Annotated in this window: 13 protein-coding genes and 1 pseudogene; 10 read left to right on the top strand and 4 right to left on the bottom strand. The window is 47.9% G+C overall.

Annotation, left to right across the window (positions count from 1 at the left end; all coding sequences use genetic code 11):
* From CAG69_RS13310 to CAG69_RS13285, 6 genes and pseudogenes are all read left to right on the top strand, one after another.
* Positions 1-221 (top strand): annotated as a pseudogene (locus CAG69_RS13310) (choline ABC transporter permease); the annotation flags it as partial.
* Between the two features lie 24 nt (positions 222-245).
* Positions 246-1,415, top strand: coding sequence for an ABC transporter ATP-binding protein (locus tag CAG69_RS13305; protein ID WP_046873661.1), 1,170 nt, complete (start codon positions 246-248; stop codon positions 1,413-1,415).
* The gene (locus CAG69_RS13300) at positions 1,412-2,146 is read left to right on the top strand and encodes an ABC transporter permease (RefSeq protein WP_006742426.1); all 735 of its coding nucleotides are present in this window, start codon (positions 1,412-1,414) and stop codon (positions 2,144-2,146) included. The genes CAG69_RS13305 and CAG69_RS13300 overlap by 4 nt, the downstream gene beginning before the upstream one ends.
* Before the next feature lie 35 nt (positions 2,147-2,181).
* Complete coding sequence (locus tag CAG69_RS13295) at positions 2,182-3,063, top strand: glycine betaine ABC transporter substrate-binding protein (protein ID WP_161444613.1); 882 nt, start codon at positions 2,182-2,184, stop codon at positions 3,061-3,063.
* 4 nt (positions 3,064-3,067) lie between these two features.
* Entirely contained in the window at positions 3,068-3,904 is an 837-nt protein-coding gene (locus tag CAG69_RS13290; protein ID WP_161444612.1) for a nitrilase-related carbon-nitrogen hydrolase, read from the top strand.
* Between the two features lie 14 nt (positions 3,905-3,918).
* Positions 3,919-5,280: an MmgE/PrpD family protein gene (locus CAG69_RS13285; protein ID WP_161444610.1), complete on the top strand. Its 1,362-nt coding sequence runs from the start codon at positions 3,919-3,921 to the stop codon at positions 5,278-5,280.
* 28 nt (positions 5,281-5,308) lie between these two features.
* On the opposite strand, the gene CAG69_RS13280 is transcribed toward CAG69_RS13285, so the two are convergent.
* Complete coding sequence (locus tag CAG69_RS13280; protein WP_005375751.1) at positions 5,309-6,265, bottom strand: GlxA family transcriptional regulator; 957 nt, start codon at positions 6,263-6,265, stop codon at positions 5,309-5,311.
* 154 nt (positions 6,266-6,419) lie between these two features.
* On the opposite strand from CAG69_RS13280, the gene CAG69_RS13275 reads away from it, so the two are divergent.
* The 4 genes from CAG69_RS13275 (at position 6,420) to CAG69_RS13260 (ending at position 12,438) form a co-directional block, all read left to right on the top strand.
* Positions 6,420-7,313, top strand: coding sequence for an alpha/beta hydrolase (locus CAG69_RS13275; protein WP_161444608.1), 894 nt, complete (start codon positions 6,420-6,422; stop codon positions 7,311-7,313).
* A 58-nt stretch (positions 7,314-7,371) separates the two neighbouring features.
* The gene (locus tag CAG69_RS13270; protein WP_161444606.1) at positions 7,372-8,241 is read left to right on the top strand and encodes an amidohydrolase family protein; all 870 of its coding nucleotides are present in this window, start codon (positions 7,372-7,374) and stop codon (positions 8,239-8,241) included.
* 55 nt (positions 8,242-8,296) lie between these two features.
* Complete coding sequence (gene ydiJ / locus CAG69_RS13265) at positions 8,297-11,344, top strand: D-2-hydroxyglutarate dehydrogenase YdiJ (RefSeq protein ID WP_161444604.1); 3,048 nt, start codon at positions 8,297-8,299, stop codon at positions 11,342-11,344.
* A 215-nt stretch (positions 11,345-11,559) separates the two neighbouring features.
* Entirely contained in the window at positions 11,560-12,438 is an 879-nt protein-coding gene (locus CAG69_RS13260) for a DMT family transporter (protein ID WP_161444602.1), read from the top strand.
* Between the two features lie 46 nt (positions 12,439-12,484).
* On the opposite strand, the gene CAG69_RS13255 is transcribed toward CAG69_RS13260, so the two are convergent.
* The 3 genes from CAG69_RS13255 to CAG69_RS13245 are packed head-to-tail and all read right to left on the bottom strand — an operon-like array spanning position 12,485 to position 15,878.
* Positions 12,485-13,393, bottom strand: coding sequence for a hydroxymethylglutaryl-CoA lyase (locus tag CAG69_RS13255; protein ID WP_161444615.1), 909 nt, complete (start codon positions 13,391-13,393; stop codon positions 12,485-12,487).
* Entirely contained in the window at positions 13,393-14,232 is an 840-nt protein-coding gene (locus CAG69_RS13250; protein ID WP_046873650.1) for an enoyl-CoA hydratase-related protein, read from the bottom strand. Before CAG69_RS13250 ends, CAG69_RS13255 begins: the two co-directional genes overlap by 1 nt.
* A 29-nt stretch (positions 14,233-14,261) precedes the next feature.
* Complete coding sequence (locus tag CAG69_RS13245; RefSeq protein ID WP_161444600.1) at positions 14,262-15,878, bottom strand: carboxyl transferase domain-containing protein; 1,617 nt, start codon at positions 15,876-15,878, stop codon at positions 14,262-14,264.
* Positions 15,879-15,881 lie beyond the last annotated feature (3 nt).

Genomic DNA, 15,881 nt, shown 5'->3' with positions numbered 1-15,881 from the left:
TGAGAACGGCAGTAGTAATGAATATTGGCGTTATGGCGATCGCCGCGTATATCGGAGCAGGAGGGTTGGGCGTGTTTATCAGCCGTGGCATATCGCAAAGTGATCCTCGACAACTGATTGTTGGTGCCATCGCCGTCAGCCTTCTGGCTATCATCGCGGATTACGGATTGATTCGACTACAAAAAAGATTAACGCCACCGGGCCTGACTGCAGATCGATAAAGGACAAATAATAGGGACATTCAAATGATCAAAATTGACAAGCTAACCAAAATTTTTGAAACGCCTAATGGCCCGGTGACTGCCGCAGATCACATTGAGATGGAAGTTCCCAGTGGTGAAATTTGTGTGTTACTTGGCCCATCCGGTTGTGGCAAAACTACCACGCTGAAAATGGTCAACCGAATTATTCCCGCGACATCTGGCAAGATCTATCTTGGCGGTGAAGATACTTCAGGGATGGATACAGTCACTCTGCGCCGAAATATCGGTTATGTTATTCAGCAAATTGGCTTATTTCCCAACATGACGATCGGCGAAAACATCGCGGTGGTTCCCAAGTTATTAGGGTGGGATAAGGCAAGATACATGACGCGTGCAAAAGAGCTATTGGAGATGGTGGCTCTTGATCCTAGTGTCTTCCTTAATCGTTATCCAAATGAGTTGTCTGGCGGACAGCAGCAACGAATTGGTGTTGCCCGAGCGCTAGCTGCGGATCCTCCCGTCATGCTGATGGATGAACCTTTTGGCGCGATTGACCCGATCAACCGTGAAGTAATCCAGGATGAGTTCCTTAAAATGCAGCAAGAGCTCAACAAGACCATCATGTTTGTCAGTCATGACATTGATGAAGCGGTCAAAATGGCCGATAGAATTGCGATTTTCCGTGATGGTCACCTGGTTCAGTACGATACGCCTGACGATTTGCTCGCACACCCGAAAGATGATTTCGTGAAAAACTTTGTCGGAGATGATCGCGCACTTAAACGTCTTCGCTTAGTGACGGCTGAATCCGTCATGCAGACCACTTTTGCGTACGTGAAACCTAACGATACGCTTGCCGACGCTCTAACCAAAATTGACGCGTATGGGTATCGCGACGCCGTGATATTAGTGAATGACCAACACCAACCTATCGGCTATGTGCCAAAAGCTACCGCAATCAATATGAAGGGGTACTGCGGCGAACATTATGTCGGCCTGAAAACAATCGCCCGAACCACGGATGATCTGCGTAAAGTCGCGTCGAAGATGTTCACGCACGACATTGTTTGGATGCCGTGTGTTGACGAGAATGGCCGCTTAGTGGGCGAAGTCACACAGCGCGGCATTACTCATTATCTAGGCGCAACTTATCAGCGCGATACCTCTCCTAGTCAGCCGCAGCCATTGCATCAGGCTAAGGAGGCATCGTGACCAATCAGCTAAAACAAACCTACTATTTCGTTTTATTAGCGTGTGTCTTTGCGTTGGGTATTTATTTACAAGGCGCGGGTACGATCGATGATTTTCTTTACTACCAAGAAGACATTGTTTATTTGACGGTTCAGCACATTGAACTGGTGCTGCTGTCTGGTGGATTGGCGATCCTAATCGCTATTCCCGTCGGCGTATTGCTCAGCCGTCCTCGTTTTCAGAAAGTCGCAGAATCGGCGATGCAGGTTTTGAATGTGGGGACCACGATTCCTACTTTAGCTATTCTTGCGCTGGCAATGAGCTTTCTTGGCATTGGCACCGTGCCTGCGGTATTTGGGCTGACGATTGCCTCGTTGTTGCCGATTGTCAGAAACACCTACATCGGGCTGAAAGAAGTGCCTGCTCATTTAAAAGAAGCGGCGTCAGGCATTGGTATGACCGAGTTACAAATGTTATTTCAGGTTGAAATTCCTAATGCGCTGTTCGTCATTTTTGCCGGTATCCGCACGGCGTTAGCTGTCAACGTGGGCACCGTGCCACTAGCCTTCTTAATTGGTGGCGGTGGGTTAGGGGAGCTCATTTTTACCGGTATTGATCTGGATGAACCCATCATGATGCTGGCAGGCGCTATTCCTACAGCAATGTTGGCTATCGCTATCGACAGTGTGGTAGGAGCCGTTTCCTATGTCACTGTACCTAAAGGCTGTAACCCTATTAGAGCTAGACAATAACAATCCTAAAAATTGAACATAGACAGGAGTCAAACATGTTAAAGCAAATTACTCGCCGCTTGCTGGCCGTTGGTGTACTGCTTTCAAGTTTTCACGCATCCGCGGAAATCGTTGTAGGTGGTAAAAACTTTACAGAACAACAGCTTTTAACGGAAATTACGTCTCAATATTTAACCCAAAAAGGCTACGACGTTGATAAACGTTCGGGCATGGGCAGCGCGGTTTTGCGAAAAGCGCAAGAAAACGGACAGATTGATCTTTATTGGGAATATACGGGCACATCACTGATCATTTACAACAAAGTCAAAGACAAGCTCCCAGCAGAGCAAGTGTATCAACGCGTTAAGGAACTCGATGCGAAGAAAGGCCTAGTTTGGCTTAACCCTTCAAAAGCGAACAACACCTACGCGCTCGCTATGCGCAGTGACGATGCGAAACAACGTGACATCTCAACCTTGTCCGAGTTTGCCGAGCAAATGCGCCAAGACCCGCCAATGACCATTGCTTTGAATGCGGAATTCTATGCACGAAAAGATGGCTTCCGACCTTTACAGAAAACCTACAAATTCAAAGCTTCACGAGACCAAGTGAAACGTATGGATACGGGGTTAACTTATGATGCGCTGAAAGGGAAAGAAGTTGATGCTGCGCTCGTGTTTGCAACAGATGGTCGTATCAAAGCATTCGGTTTTACCGTTTTAACGGATGACAAACAGTTTTTCCCTGATTACGCGATCACACCTGTGGTTCGCCAAGAAACGCTAGATGCGAACCCAGAGCTTGCCGAGCAAATGAACGCGCTTTCTGCGGCGATCGATGGCGATACGATGTCGACTTTGAATCAACAAGTTGATGTGGAGCGACGTTCGATCTCAGAAGTCGCAAGCCAGTTCCTATCTGAGCATAACTTGGGGTAATACCATGACTATCCTGCAAGTCAGTGTGGCCCAAATCAACGCCCAGTTAGGCGATGTGAATGCCAATCTGAATACTCATCAGGATTACATAAAGCAAGCTGCGGCCTTGGGGTCGCAGCTATTGCTATTTCCTGAACTCTCCTTGACCGGATACCAGCTCCAATCTTCTGTGCGTGAAGTTGCCATGAAGCGTGATGATGCTCGGCTTAAAGAGCTTGCGCAATTTGCACCGCACATGTCCGTGATTGTCGGCTTTGTTGAACAGGCCGCTCCGGGAGAATACTACAACGCGATGGCTTGGTTGCTCGGTGGTACGGTGGTTGCTGTGCATCGCAAAGTCAATTTACCAACCTATGGTGGGCTTGAAGAGGGTAAGTGGTTTCATTCGGGAGAGGCTACCACCAGCGTTTCTCTTGACGAAAATTGGCGAGGCTCGGTTTTAATTTGTGCCGATTTATGGAATCCACCTTTGGTTCATTGCGCGCTACTCGATAAGCCTGAAATCTTGCTCGCGCCGATCAACTCGGCCAGCAGTATTGTCAGTAAAGACTTTTCCAATGAAGACAACTGGTTAGTTAACGTTAAATTCTATGCGGTGCTCTACGGAACCCCAGTTTTGATGGCCAATCGTTACGGGCCAGAGGGCGAAGCGTGGTTTTGGGGAGGAAGCTGTATTTTGTCTGCAACGGGTGAGCTATTGGCGCAGGCAGAAGATGGTGAAACCTTGATAACTGCGACCTTGTCATTGGACGATATTGACAAAGCCAGGTTCGAGCTGCCTACCGTGCGAGACAGCAATACACCATTAATCACAACGCTATTGTCGAAGGCAAAACGCTAAAACTGGAGCAGTAGATGATGCAATCTATTCATCGATTTATTCACGAATTAACCTTTGAACAGCTTCCTGCTGACGTTATTGAACAAGCGAAATATTGCGTCTTGGATCTGTTGGGTGTCGCCGCAGCAGGTAAAGCGACGCAACTGCAAAATATGGTAGCTAAACTCGCGCAGAAGCAGTTTGCCGGTGATACGCCGATGCTGTTTTCTGATCACACGGCCAGTGGTTGTGGGGCGGCTCTATATGGCGGCATGTTGATTGACAGCATGGACGCGCACGACGGCCAAGTCCTGACGAAAGGCCATGTTGGCGTCGCTGTTTTGCCGGGGCTGCTCGCCAGTATGCATGAGTCAGTGAGCACGGGAGAAGAGTTATTAACGTCCCTCGTCATTGGCTACGAAATAGCAACTCGCGCCGGAATCGCGCTGCATCAAACCGCTTGTGATTATCATACTTCTGGTGCTTGGAATGCGTTGGGCGTCGCTGCGGTGTCTGCAAGAAGAAAAGGCTTAACGGAGGCACAAACAGAGCATGCGCTCGGCATTGCTGAGTTTTATGGTCCACGCAGCCAAATGATGCGTTGTATTGAACATCCAACCATGCTTAAAGACGGCTCTGGCTGGGGAGCGATGGCGGGCTTTGCCAGTGCAGAACTGGCAGAAGAGGGCTTTACTGGCGCGCCAGCCGTGACTTTGCTGGACCAACAAACTCACGCTTTGTGGGCAGATTTAGGGCAGCGCTGGTATATTCTGGAGCAATACTTTAAACCGTATCCGGTTTGTCGTTGGGCTCAACCTGCGGTTGAAGCGGTGAGAGCACTGCAACAAGAAAATAAACTAAAACCTGATGAGATTGAACTTATCGAAGTTCACAGCTTTCACCAGGCGGTGTGCCTGCATACCAAGCGCCCTGAGACAACCGAGCAGGCTCAGTACAGTTTGCCATTTTCAGTCGCGAGTGTGGTCATGGATAATACGGTCACGGTAGAAGCCGTTACCAAAGGACTGAAAGATCCTGCTCGCTTGGCACTTACGGAGCGGATGAAGTTAATTGAAGAGCCTGCTTACAATGATAAGTTTCCAGCCGAACGCTGGGCGCATGTCGTGGTGACGTTGAAAAATGGCGACAAACTGACTTCGCCTCCCTGTATCGCGCGAGGTAATCCTGAAAATCCGCTCAGTCGAGACGAGATGCGAGGTAAGTTTCGTACTTTGGCAGAGAAAGAACTGCCCGCTTCACGCGTGTCAGCGATAGAAGAGGGCTGTTTGCAGCTTGATAAAGTCAGTAAAGAGCAGGTACTTGCTTGGTTATCAATGCTTTACCAAGGCACGTTGTCTGATAAGCCGTCTGACACGTTGCCTGACACATCACGATGAGATCGAACTTCTTTTCTCTTACTCAATCTTAAGCTAAACGTCGCTCTTCACGCGGCGTTTTTTCATAGCGTTTTTTGTAGCAGCGCGCAAAATACGATGTAGAACTGAACCCACAAGCGGTGCTGATTTGAGTGATGGACAGCATGGTTTGCAACAACAAATGTTGAGCGCGTTCTAAGCGCAATTGAAGGTAGTAATTGCCTGGTTTGTCTTGCAAGTATTGCAAAAATAACCTTTCCATCTGCCTGACCGATAACCCTACTTGCTCGCCAATTTCATAGCACTTTAGCGGCTCTTCCATGTTGGCTTCCATGATCTCTACAGCGTCGAGCAGGCGCGGGTGGCGGATGTTGTGCTTACGGATTAACGACATCCGCTGTTTATCATGCGCGGGTCGAATCGCAGGGTGAATGCATTGCTCTGCCACTTGATTCGCCAAGTCACTCCCATGTTGGTTTGTAATTAAATGAAGCATCATATCCAAACCGGCTAAGCCGCCCGAACAAGTTGGTGTGCGTGGGTCGAATTCGTACAACTCACTGGTCACGTTAATGTTTGGAAACTCCTCTGCCAGGCTGTTGGCGGACTCCCAATGCACGGTACACGTTTTGTTTTTTAATAGGCCCGCTTTTGCTAACAACACGCTACCTGTCGAAGTCGAGCCCACGGCGATGCCTTGACGAAGCGCTTGCTTTAACCACTGATTCACCGAGCCACTCGCAGCAGCAACGTGGGCGCCAATACCTGCCACAACCAGCAGCAAGTCTAAATGAGCAATGTTGTTGACTGACTGTGTTGGCGAGAATGAAACGCCATTACTGGCCGATACTTCTTTATCTTCGAATCCATAAATATCCCACTGATACAAATCGCAACCAGCGAGGCGGTTGGCCATTCGAAGAGGTTCGATAACCGCCGAAAAAGAGAGCATCGAAAAATCAGGAATAAGGAAAAAACCAATGCGATACGTGTGTGTCGTTTTCATTCTCTGTGGTCACCAAGTGGGCAGTTCATCTATGTCGTATTTCTGGATAAGAATGTCGCAATTGTTAAATTATTGCTATCAAAATTCGAACATGATGTGACTTAAGACAAGGAGTTCTTTGTCGAGCATACACATTCATTTGGACGAGATAATTATGATTGAACAAAAAGCCCCAGTAATTAGTGATGGTCTACGCCTTGATGGCGCTTTCTTTACTGACGAGAACGTTAACAACCCAGACTTACCGATCGTTATTGTCTGCTCAGGCTTTACTGGGCAAAAAAATATTCACCCAGAGCGTTACGCGAGAGCCTTAACTGCGAGGGGCTTTACAGTATTCGGATTTGACTACCGTGGCTTTGGTGAATCTGAGGGTATTCGTGAGCGAGTTATCCTAGATGAACAAGTACGTGACATCGCGAACGCGGTTGCGGTTGTGAAACAGCGCGCTAACGAGGAAGGGCGCAAAGTCGTACTGGCTGGCTGGGGCATGGCGGGGGGATTAATTCTTGATGCTTACCGCGTTTGCCAAGATGGGATTGATGGCCTTATCTCCATGAACGGCTTTTATGATGCGGTACGTGTTCAGGTTGCTCAACGTGGTGAGCACGGTTGGAAAGCGTTCCGTCAATTTATGTTAGAAGAGCGTACACGTCTTGCTCTTGGTGGAGAAAAGCAGGGGATTGATCCATTTGAAATCTACCCGCTTGACCCAGTAAGCCGCGAATATGTATTCACTGAACTGGTCAAAGCGCCGGGCTACGGCGTGACATCTGATCTGGATTTTGCGGATTCTCTCATCAATTTCAAACCGGAAGCCCTACTGGACGAGCGATTTGCAGACGCGCCAATCTTGATTGCGCACGGTGCAGAAAACGACCTTCACCCAGTGACCGAAGCAAAGTCGCTGTACGCGAAATACCCTGGGCCGAAATCTCTATTCTTACTGCCTGAAGGTGGTCACACCGAATGGATGTTGGACGACGATCCTAAGTTTATTCAGTTCTCTGGCGTGATCGCGAACTGGCTGAGTGAGAACTTTAGTTAAGTCTTCAAGAGGTGCTTTCGTTTATGGCACCTCTACCTTTCTGACAGGATGATTTTCGATGAGCATAATTCCATTTTGTGAAGCGGCGGACCCATTGGTACATAAACCAACAATCGCGATTCCTGAAGACGCGGTTGATTGTCACGCCCACGTTTTTTCTTCACGTTATCCGTACTGTGAAACGCGAACCTACACGCCACCTGATGCCAGCGTCGGCGCGTACCTGCATTTGCACCAGCAATTAGGCATCCGTCATGGCGTGCTGGTTCAGCCGAGTGTGTATGGCAATGACAACCAGTTGCATCTTGATACATTACGGTATTTACGCCAGCAAGGTTACGACTACAAAGGCGTCGCGGTCGTGGATGCGGATGTGTCTGAGCAAACGCTTGATGAGCTACAAGAAGCCGGATTTTGTGGGGTGCGGATGAATTTGCTGTTTAAAGGTGGTATTAAGTGGCGTGATGTTGAACGTTTAGCGGCTCGCCTTGCAGAGCGACACTGGCACCTTCAATGCTTAATTGATGTTTCGCAGTTTGATGACTTATATCAGCGATTAAGGGCTTTACCTGTGCCCGTAGTGATTGATCATCTTGGACATATGCCAACAAACAAGCTGATTTCTCATCCTGGTTTTCAAACCTTATTGAAGCTTAAGGCCGAAGGGAAAGTGTGGACAAAACTGTCGGCTCCGTATCGTTTGTCGCCTCAATCGCCGCCTTATGATGACGTTTCTCCATTTGCTCAAGCTTTGTTAGAAGCGAATGAAGAGCAATGTGTCTGGGGTTCGGATTGGCCTCACCCATGTTTTGCTGCTGAGATGCCAAATGATGGCCAGTTGTTAGATACCTTGTGGCACTGGACGCAAGATACGACACTGTTTAGCAAGATTCTGGTCGATAACCCCAAGCGCCTCTACCGCTTTTAACTCCACATTCATGTTATGAACCTAAAAAGACAACCGTAAGGCACTGATTCAAATTATGCTTCCTGCCCTTCCGCTACAGGTTTCCTCTGATCCTGTGGTTATCAAGTTCTTTAACACCCTTAAACAGCTTGGTTTCAAGGGGGATACTGATGCTCGCTATACCACTCGATTGAGTATGGCGACTGACAACAGCGTCTACCAGCAACTTCCGTTGTCGGTCGTCTTTCCTGCCAACCATCATGATGTGGTAATACTTGGCAAGGTCAGTGCTCGTGATGAATTTAAACACCTGACCTTTTCGCCCAGAGGAGGCGGAACGGGCACCAACGGACAATCATTGAACTCGGGGATCGTGGTTGATCTGTCTCGCTATATGAATCGAGTGTTAGAGATCAACGAGCAGGAAGGCTGGGTGAGAGTGGAAACTGGGATAGTTAAAGATCAACTCAACGACATCGTTCGCCCTTATGGTTATTTCTTCTCGCCAGATCTGTCGACCAGCAACCGCGCAACATTAGGTGGGATGATTAATACTGATGCATCAGGCCAAGGCTCTTTGCAATATGGTAAAACCTCGGATCATGTGTTGGAGCTCAAAGCCGTATTGGCGGATGGTTCGGTTCTCGATACCGAAGCAATTCAACAAAACAAATGGTTAAACAGTGATGTAGTATCGCGAGCGTTAAAAATTACGGAGGAAGTTTGTCGAGACAAGCGTCAACAGATTCTGGATAAGTTTCCTCCTCTGAATCGATTTCTTACTGGTTATGACCTAAAAAACGCCATCAACGACAAGAGTGAAGAGTTTGATGTCACGAGAATATTATGTGGCTCTGAAGGTACGTTAGCTTTTATCACTGAAGCCAAGCTCAATCTTACGCGAATACCTACCACGCGACTATTAGTGAACGTTAAATACGATAGTTTTGACTCTGCGCTACGAAATGCGCCCTTGATGGTCGAAGCAGAGGCGCTATCGGTTGAGACGGTTGATGCAAAGGTACTCAATCTTGCAAGAGAAGATATTGTCTGGCACTCGGTAAAACATGCGATCTCAGATGTACAGGGCAAAGAGATGCAAGGGATTAACTTTGTCGAGTTCGCAGGCAGTCAAAGCGATGATATTGAGGATAAAGTTGAACGCTTACTTTTAATTCTTGATAAAGAAATCGTTCATCGACGCAGTGGTATCATCGGCTATCAAGTCTGTCGCGACCCCAAAGACATCCAAGCTATTTATGGAATGCGCAAGAAAGCGGTTGGGCTGCTTGGCGCGACTAAAGGTCAGGCAAAGCCGATTGCATTCGCGGAAGATACCTGTGTGCCGCCTGAAAATTTAGCGGACTTTATCGCGGAATTTCGTACGTTGCTAGACCGCAATAACCTGCATTATGGCATGTTTGGGCATGTGGATGCTGGCGTTCTTCACGTGCGTCCGGCGCTCGATATGTGTGACCCTGAGCAAGAAGCGTTGATGCATCAACTGTCCGATGATGTGGTCGCATTGGTGGCAAAATACGATGGTTTAATGTGGGGGGAGCACGGTAAAGGATATCGCTCAGAATATGGACCAGCCTTCTTTGGTGATGAGCTCTTTACTGAATTAAGGCGTATTAAAGCGGCGTTTGACCCCGACAATAAAATGAATCCGGGGAAGATTTGCACACCACTGAATAGCGACGCTGAAATGGTAAAAGTCACAGCGACCAAGCGTGGCTACTATGATCGTCAGATCCCCGTAGCAGTCCGAGAGTCGCTTAAGCCCGTGCTGTCTTGCAATGGCAATGGGCTGTGTTTTAATTACGATGCTGATAGCCCAATGTGTCCATCATTTAAAGTAACAGCCGATCGTCGCCACTCTCCGAAAGGGAGGGCTGGGATAATGCGTGAATGGCTGCGTCGCCTTAATGACAGTGGCTTCGATTTGCTCGCTAACGAACAGCAACTTCTCAATCAAACGTTATCGGTTAAGCTTTTGGCTCAGAAGCTGAGTCAACTGATATCTCGCCCTGCATCTGATGACCTATCGCATGAAGTTTATGAGGTGATGAATGGCTGTCTAGCGTGCAAAGCGTGTGCGAGTCAGTGTCCTGTTAAAGTTGATGTGCCTGATTTTAGAGCGCGTTTTTTACACCTCTATCACTCACGTTATCGCAGACCTCTGCGCGACTATCTGGTGTCGAATATTGAGCAACTGCTGCCGATTATGGCAAAAGCTCCCAAGCTGGTTAATCGAATCGCATCTAGTAGGCCTGTTACGCAAGTATTAGAGACATCCATCGGTTTTATTGATTCGCCAGTGCTATCGATCCCTACGTTGCAAAGTCGATGTCAGGCACTTGGCGTGAGCCCGTTTGACTTTGTGTATCTAGAATCGCTTTCCCCAGAAGTTAAGCAAAATTACGTCTTGATTGTTCAAGATCCATTTACCAGCTTTTATGAAGCCGAGTTGGTTGCGGATTTTATTCAGTTATTGCAGCGGTTAGGGAAACATCCTGTTGTTCTGCCTTTCAAACCTAATGGGAAAGCTCAACATGTAAAAGGTTTCCTTAAGAAATTCGCCAGAAATGCACAAAACACTTCGGATTTTCTCAACCAAGTTGCTAAGCTTGAAATTCCTATGATCGGTGTCGATGCGGCCTTAGTTCTTTGTTATCGTGATGAGTACCATCAGGCTCTAAAAGAGAAGCGAGGCGAATTTACAGTTTATACGGCTCATGAGTGGTTGGTGGATACACTTAATGAATGGCCGCCAGTACGTGTATCGGATGAAGAGCCTTGGTATTTGATGGCGCATTGCACAGAAAAGACCAAAATACCGGAGACTGAGAAATCTTGGCAGTCTATTTTTCAGCACTTTGGCTTAAATCTGCAAGTCATACCTACGGGATGTTGTGGCATGGCTGGGACATTCGGACATGAAGTGGATAAGAAAAGTACGTCTGAAGCTATATATCAGCTTAGTTGGAAACCGAATATAAAGAACCTGCCCACTGAGCGTGTGTTAGCCACGGGGTACTCCTGCCGCAGTCAAGTTAAGCGTTTTGAAGGAGAGGTAGTTCGACACCCCGTACAGGTTTTAGCCAGTTTGCTTGCTGTATAGAATGCTAAAGTAATTTAGTATGCGAAAAGGCTTGCCTTAAGACTTTGCCTGCATTTAATGTATCTAGAAGCAGAACTTCAATCTGCGTGACAACAATACAGGAGAGGATCGGGCTTTCACTTTTTCGCTCGACACAAACCCCTTTCAAATTTACACAATAGCGCAGTAAAACTCTCTTGCTGCGCTATTGTGTGTTCCATATTTTGTGAGTACTTATGTTTAACTCAGAACGCAAAGCGACGGTTATTCTGGTTGCGACGACGATGATCGCGGCACTTGGCTGGATATTCTCTAAGGAAACAATACAGGGCTTACCACCTTTTGGCTTTATCGGGGCGCGATTTACTATTGCATCGCTCTGTCTGTTGCCGTTGTGCTATCGACCTTTGCTGAAAGCGAATTTGAGAGATGTGCTTTCTGCTGGTGGTGTCGGGCTCCTGTTAGGCAGTGCCGTTATGACATGGATTTACGCCATTTCTATCAGTGATACTCTCGGGGAAGGCGCATTTATCATGAGCCTTTCCATGCTGTTTGTGCCGATTGTTGCATGGGTTATGTTTCGTCAACGACCACAACGAATTTTCTGGCTTTCTTTGCCTATCGCTGTATTAGGTCTTGCTTGTCTTTCTTTAGTTGGTGGCTGGAAACAATCGGCCAGTCAATTTTGGTTTCTTGGGGCGGCACTGGTTCTTGCGCTTCACTTTAATGTGAACAGTAAATATTCTCAAAAATTGCCTGTGTTGCTGCTTACTTGCGTGCAGCTTTTTTCTGCTGGTTGTTTAGGTTTGTTGGTTTCTTTCTTTATGGAGTCTTTTCCGGCAGAGGTTGACTCCTCCATTTGGTGGTGGTTCGCGTTGAGCACTTTGCTAGCGACGAGCTTGCGTTACGTAATGCAAACCATGGGGCAAAAATTTGTTCAGGCAGGTAATGCTGCCTTGATCATGATATTAGAGCCAGTTTGGACCGTCATTCTAAGCGTGCTGTGGTATGGCGAAGTGCTAACGGCAAATAAGCTAGTAGGCTGTGTGCTTATCTTATTCTCTCTAATTATTTATCGTACTGGCGGGCGGTTTCGCTTCCCTACTCGAAAGTAGAGCAAATTAACTTGGGTTGGGAGAATTTGAGGTGCCGGATGGCCTTCTACGAAAGTGATAATACGCGGTTACGCAATGCTAATGACACTTTTGATGTAGGCTGCCGACCCAGCTCTTCGCTGATCATCCAGCCAGCTTTAGCCAGTAGCTCTAAGTCGATCCCCGTTTCGATCCCTAATCCTTGGCATAAATACAGTACATCCTCCGTCGCGACATTCCCCGAGGCACCATGAGCGTATGGGCATCCACCCAGCCCAGCTACACTGCTATCGATGGTATTGATGCCCATACTCAATGCTTGATGAATATTGGCGAGTGCTTGTCCCCATGTATCGTGGAAATGGACAGCAAGCTGGGGAAGAGGTGCAACCAACATGACGGCTTCCAGCATAGCAGCAATTCGATTTGGCGTGCCTGTGCCGATGGTATCGCCTAAGGATACTTCATAGCACCCTAAATCGATGAGCGATTTGGTCACGCTCGCCACCTGCCTAGGGTCTGTCGGACCGTCGTAAGGGCAATCGGCAACGCAGGATAGATAACCTCGAACAGGGATGCCGTGTTTGGTGGCTAATCGCATTACAGGCTCGAAGCGAGTTAAACTTTCTGCAATCGAGCAATTGATATTGTGTTGGCAGAATCCTTCTGATGATGAAGTGAAAATTGCGACCTGATTGGCACCAGCCTCCAAGGCTTGTTCGAAGCCTTTTAGGTTTGGTGTCAGGGCAGAATAAGTAACATGATTTCGCCTTGTTATTGCTTTCATGACCTCTGTTGAGTCCTCCATTTGTGGCACCCATTTGGGCGAAACAAAAGAGCCCGCCTCAATATGCGTTAGCCCAGTATCAGAGAGTAAGTTGATCAACCGGATTTTAGTCTGGGTCGCAACAGGAGACTCATTTTGCAACCCATCTCGTGGACCTACTTCGACAATATTTACTTTGGAAGGCAGCATTACTTGTCCTGTGATTTGGTGATCCAACTTGGGCTTCGTTTTTCAAGAAACGCTTGCAAGCCATCTTGGCCTTGTGGCGATACCCTAATGTCCGCAATGAGCTTGCTGGTATAGTGAATCAGTTGTTGATCGATGGGGTTTTGATGACATTGGTGACAGAGCGTTTTTGCTTTACGCATCGCATCTGGGCTATTAAGTAGTAACGTCTTGATCACGCTATCGACCGCACTTTCAAGTTGTTTGGCTTCTTTCACTTCATGTACAATACCAAACCGTTCGGCATCCTCGGCTGAAATGACTTCACCACTTAAGATATAGCGTCTAGCTTGTCGATTCCCCATCGCGCGCATGACGTAAGGCGCAATGGTTGCCGGAACTAAACCAAGCTTAACTTCACTTAAGCAAAAGTTAGCACATTGGCTCGCGATGGCGATATCACTGCAACAAATCAATCCCAGCGCGCCGCCGTAAGCGGAGCCTTGTACAACCGCGATGGTGGGTTGAGGGAACGAATCTAGTGTTTCCATGAGTCTTGCCAAGTTTTGGGCATCAACGAAATTATCTTGCCTCGTGCTGTCGGCCATCGACTGCATCCAATTCAGGTCGGCCCCGGATGAAAAGTGCTTGCCGTTACTTTTTAATACCAAGCATCGCACATCCGTTCGTAAAGCGAGATAATCTAGGCGGTGGATCAGCAAGTCGATCGTACAAGCGTCAAAAGCATTGTGCTTGGCTGTTCTGTTTAGAGTGATGGTTGCTACGCCATTGTCATCGACATGCCAAAGAACATCATCTTGCCTTTGGGCGTTGGGAATAATGCTTGGTTGCATTTCCTGCATACTTACTTCCTTAATTCATCTTTGGATGTTTACATTCTGAAGACGCCAAACTCGCTATCAGGAATGGGGGCGTTTAATGCTGCCATTAACGCTTGACTCAACACCTGACGCGTTTTTTTAGGGTCAATAATTCCGTCATCCCATAGCCGAGCGCTCGCAAAATAGGGATGTCCTTGTGTTTCATACAAGTCTATGATCGATTCTCTAAAAGTGTGTTCTTCTTGCTCTGACCACGCTTCTCCCTGGCGTTCCTTCGCGTCTTTTCGAACTTGTGTTAAGACGCCTGCCGCTTGTTCTCCGCCCATCACAGAAATACGAGCGTTCGGCCACATCCACATCATGGTTGGATCATAAGCTCGGCCGCACATGCCATAATTGCCAGCGCCGTACGATCCACCGATGATCACGGTAAACTTCGGTACGTCAGCACAAGCGACGGCCATCACCAGCTTGGCGCCATGTTTTGCGATGCCTTCTTCTTCCACCTTTTTCCCGACCATAAATCCGGTAATGTTTTGGAGAAAGAGAAGCGGTGTTTTCCGTTTGGCGCAAAGTTCAATAAAGTGCGCGCCTTTTTGTGCCGATTCAGAAAACAAGATGCCGTTGTTTGCCACAATGCCGATCAAGTGTCCGTGAATGCGAGCAAAGCCACACACTAACGTTCTGCCGTACAAGGCTTTGAATTCGTCAAAATCAGAATCATCGACGATGCGGGCAATGACTTCTCGAACGTCGAATGATAGTCGTAAGTTGGCATTCACGATTCCGTAGATTTCTTCAGCATCGTAGCGGGGAGGTAGCACGGTGTTTTCCGGCTTAATCGGTTTCGCTCTATTGGCATTGGCATTGGCATTGGCAATGGCTTCTCGGGCAAGCATTAGGGCATGCTCATCATTTTCAGCGTAATAATCAGCAACACCAGATTTACGACAATGCACGTCTGCACCGCCGAGCTCTTCACCCGTCACGACTTCGCCAGTGGCCGCTTTAACTAGAGGCGGTCCCGCCAAAAATATGGTGCCTTGCTCTTTGACCATAATGGACACATCCGCCATGGCAGGAACATATGCGCCCCCAGCAGTGCAAAGCCCCATCACAACAGCAACCTGAGGGATGCCTTTTGCTGACATCCTCGCTTGGTTAAAGAAAATGCGACCAAAGTGTTCTTTGTCGGGGAAGACGTCGGACTGATGAGGGAGATTTGCGCCACCGGAGTCCACCAAGTATACGCAGGGGAGTTGGCAACGTTGGGCTATCTCTTGCGCTCTAAGGTGTTTTTTTACCGTGAGTGGGTAGTAGGTTCCGCCTTTTACCGAAGCATCGTTGGCGATGACCATACATTGAATCCCCGCTATGAAACCAATGCCGGCGATAACGCCAGCGCAGGGGATGGATTCGTCATACACTTGCCAGGCGGCAAACTGGCTGATTTCAAGAAAGTCAGTGTTGTCATCAAGCAAGCGCGCGATGCGTTCTCGGGCGGGGAGTTTTCCTTTTTGCCTCTGGTGCTGAATGGCTTTTTCACCGCCTCCCTGTTTGATGGTCTCGATGTGTTGATTCAGTTGAGTGACCAACGTTTCCATCGCAGCTTTATTGGAAAGAAATAACTCGTCAGTTGGCTTAGTTTTACTTTTGATAATGGCCATAAT

Origin of the sequence: Vibrio sp. V43_P6S15P86 (genome assembly GCF_009904725.1) — a bacterium.
In the GTDB taxonomy this organism is placed as follows: Bacteria; Pseudomonadota; Gammaproteobacteria; order Enterobacterales; family Vibrionaceae; genus Vibrio; species Vibrio diabolicus.
Note: the sequence above shows the minus strand (reverse complement) of the source record. Positions and strands in the feature narration are given on the sequence as shown.

Excerpts from the sequence above, each read along its gene's own strand:
- ydiJ (WP_161444604.1), top strand. The coding sequence starts at position 8,297 with ATGCTTCCTGCCCTTCCGCTACAGGTTTCCTCTGATCCTGTGGTTATC.
- CAG69_RS13275 (WP_161444608.1), top strand. The coding sequence starts at position 6,420 with ATGATTGAACAAAAAGCCCCAGTAATTAGTGATGGTCTACGCCTTGAT.
- CAG69_RS13290 (WP_161444612.1), top strand. The coding sequence starts at position 3,068 with ATGACTATCCTGCAAGTCAGTGTGGCCCAAATCAACGCCCAGTTAGGC.
- CAG69_RS13295 (WP_161444613.1), top strand. The coding sequence starts at position 2,182 with ATGTTAAAGCAAATTACTCGCCGCTTGCTGGCCGTTGGTGTACTGCTT.
- CAG69_RS13250 (WP_046873650.1), bottom strand. The coding sequence starts at position 14,232 with ATGCAGGAAATGCAACCAAGCATTATTCCCAACGCCCAAAGGCAAGAT.
- CAG69_RS13260 (WP_161444602.1), top strand. The coding sequence starts at position 11,560 with ATGTTTAACTCAGAACGCAAAGCGACGGTTATTCTGGTTGCGACGACG.
- CAG69_RS13285 (WP_161444610.1), top strand. The coding sequence starts at position 3,919 with ATGATGCAATCTATTCATCGATTTATTCACGAATTAACCTTTGAACAG.
- CAG69_RS13280 (WP_005375751.1), bottom strand. The coding sequence starts at position 6,265 with ATGAAAACGACACACACGTATCGCATTGGTTTTTTCCTTATTCCTGAT.
- CAG69_RS13255 (WP_161444615.1), bottom strand. The coding sequence starts at position 13,393 with ATGCTGCCTTCCAAAGTAAATATTGTCGAAGTAGGTCCACGAGATGGG.
- CAG69_RS13245 (WP_161444600.1), bottom strand. The coding sequence starts at position 15,878 with ATGGCCATTATCAAAAGTAAAACTAAGCCAACTGACGAGTTATTTCTT.
- CAG69_RS13305 (WP_046873661.1), top strand. The coding sequence starts at position 246 with ATGATCAAAATTGACAAGCTAACCAAAATTTTTGAAACGCCTAATGGC.
- CAG69_RS13270 (WP_161444606.1), top strand. The coding sequence starts at position 7,372 with ATGAGCATAATTCCATTTTGTGAAGCGGCGGACCCATTGGTACATAAA.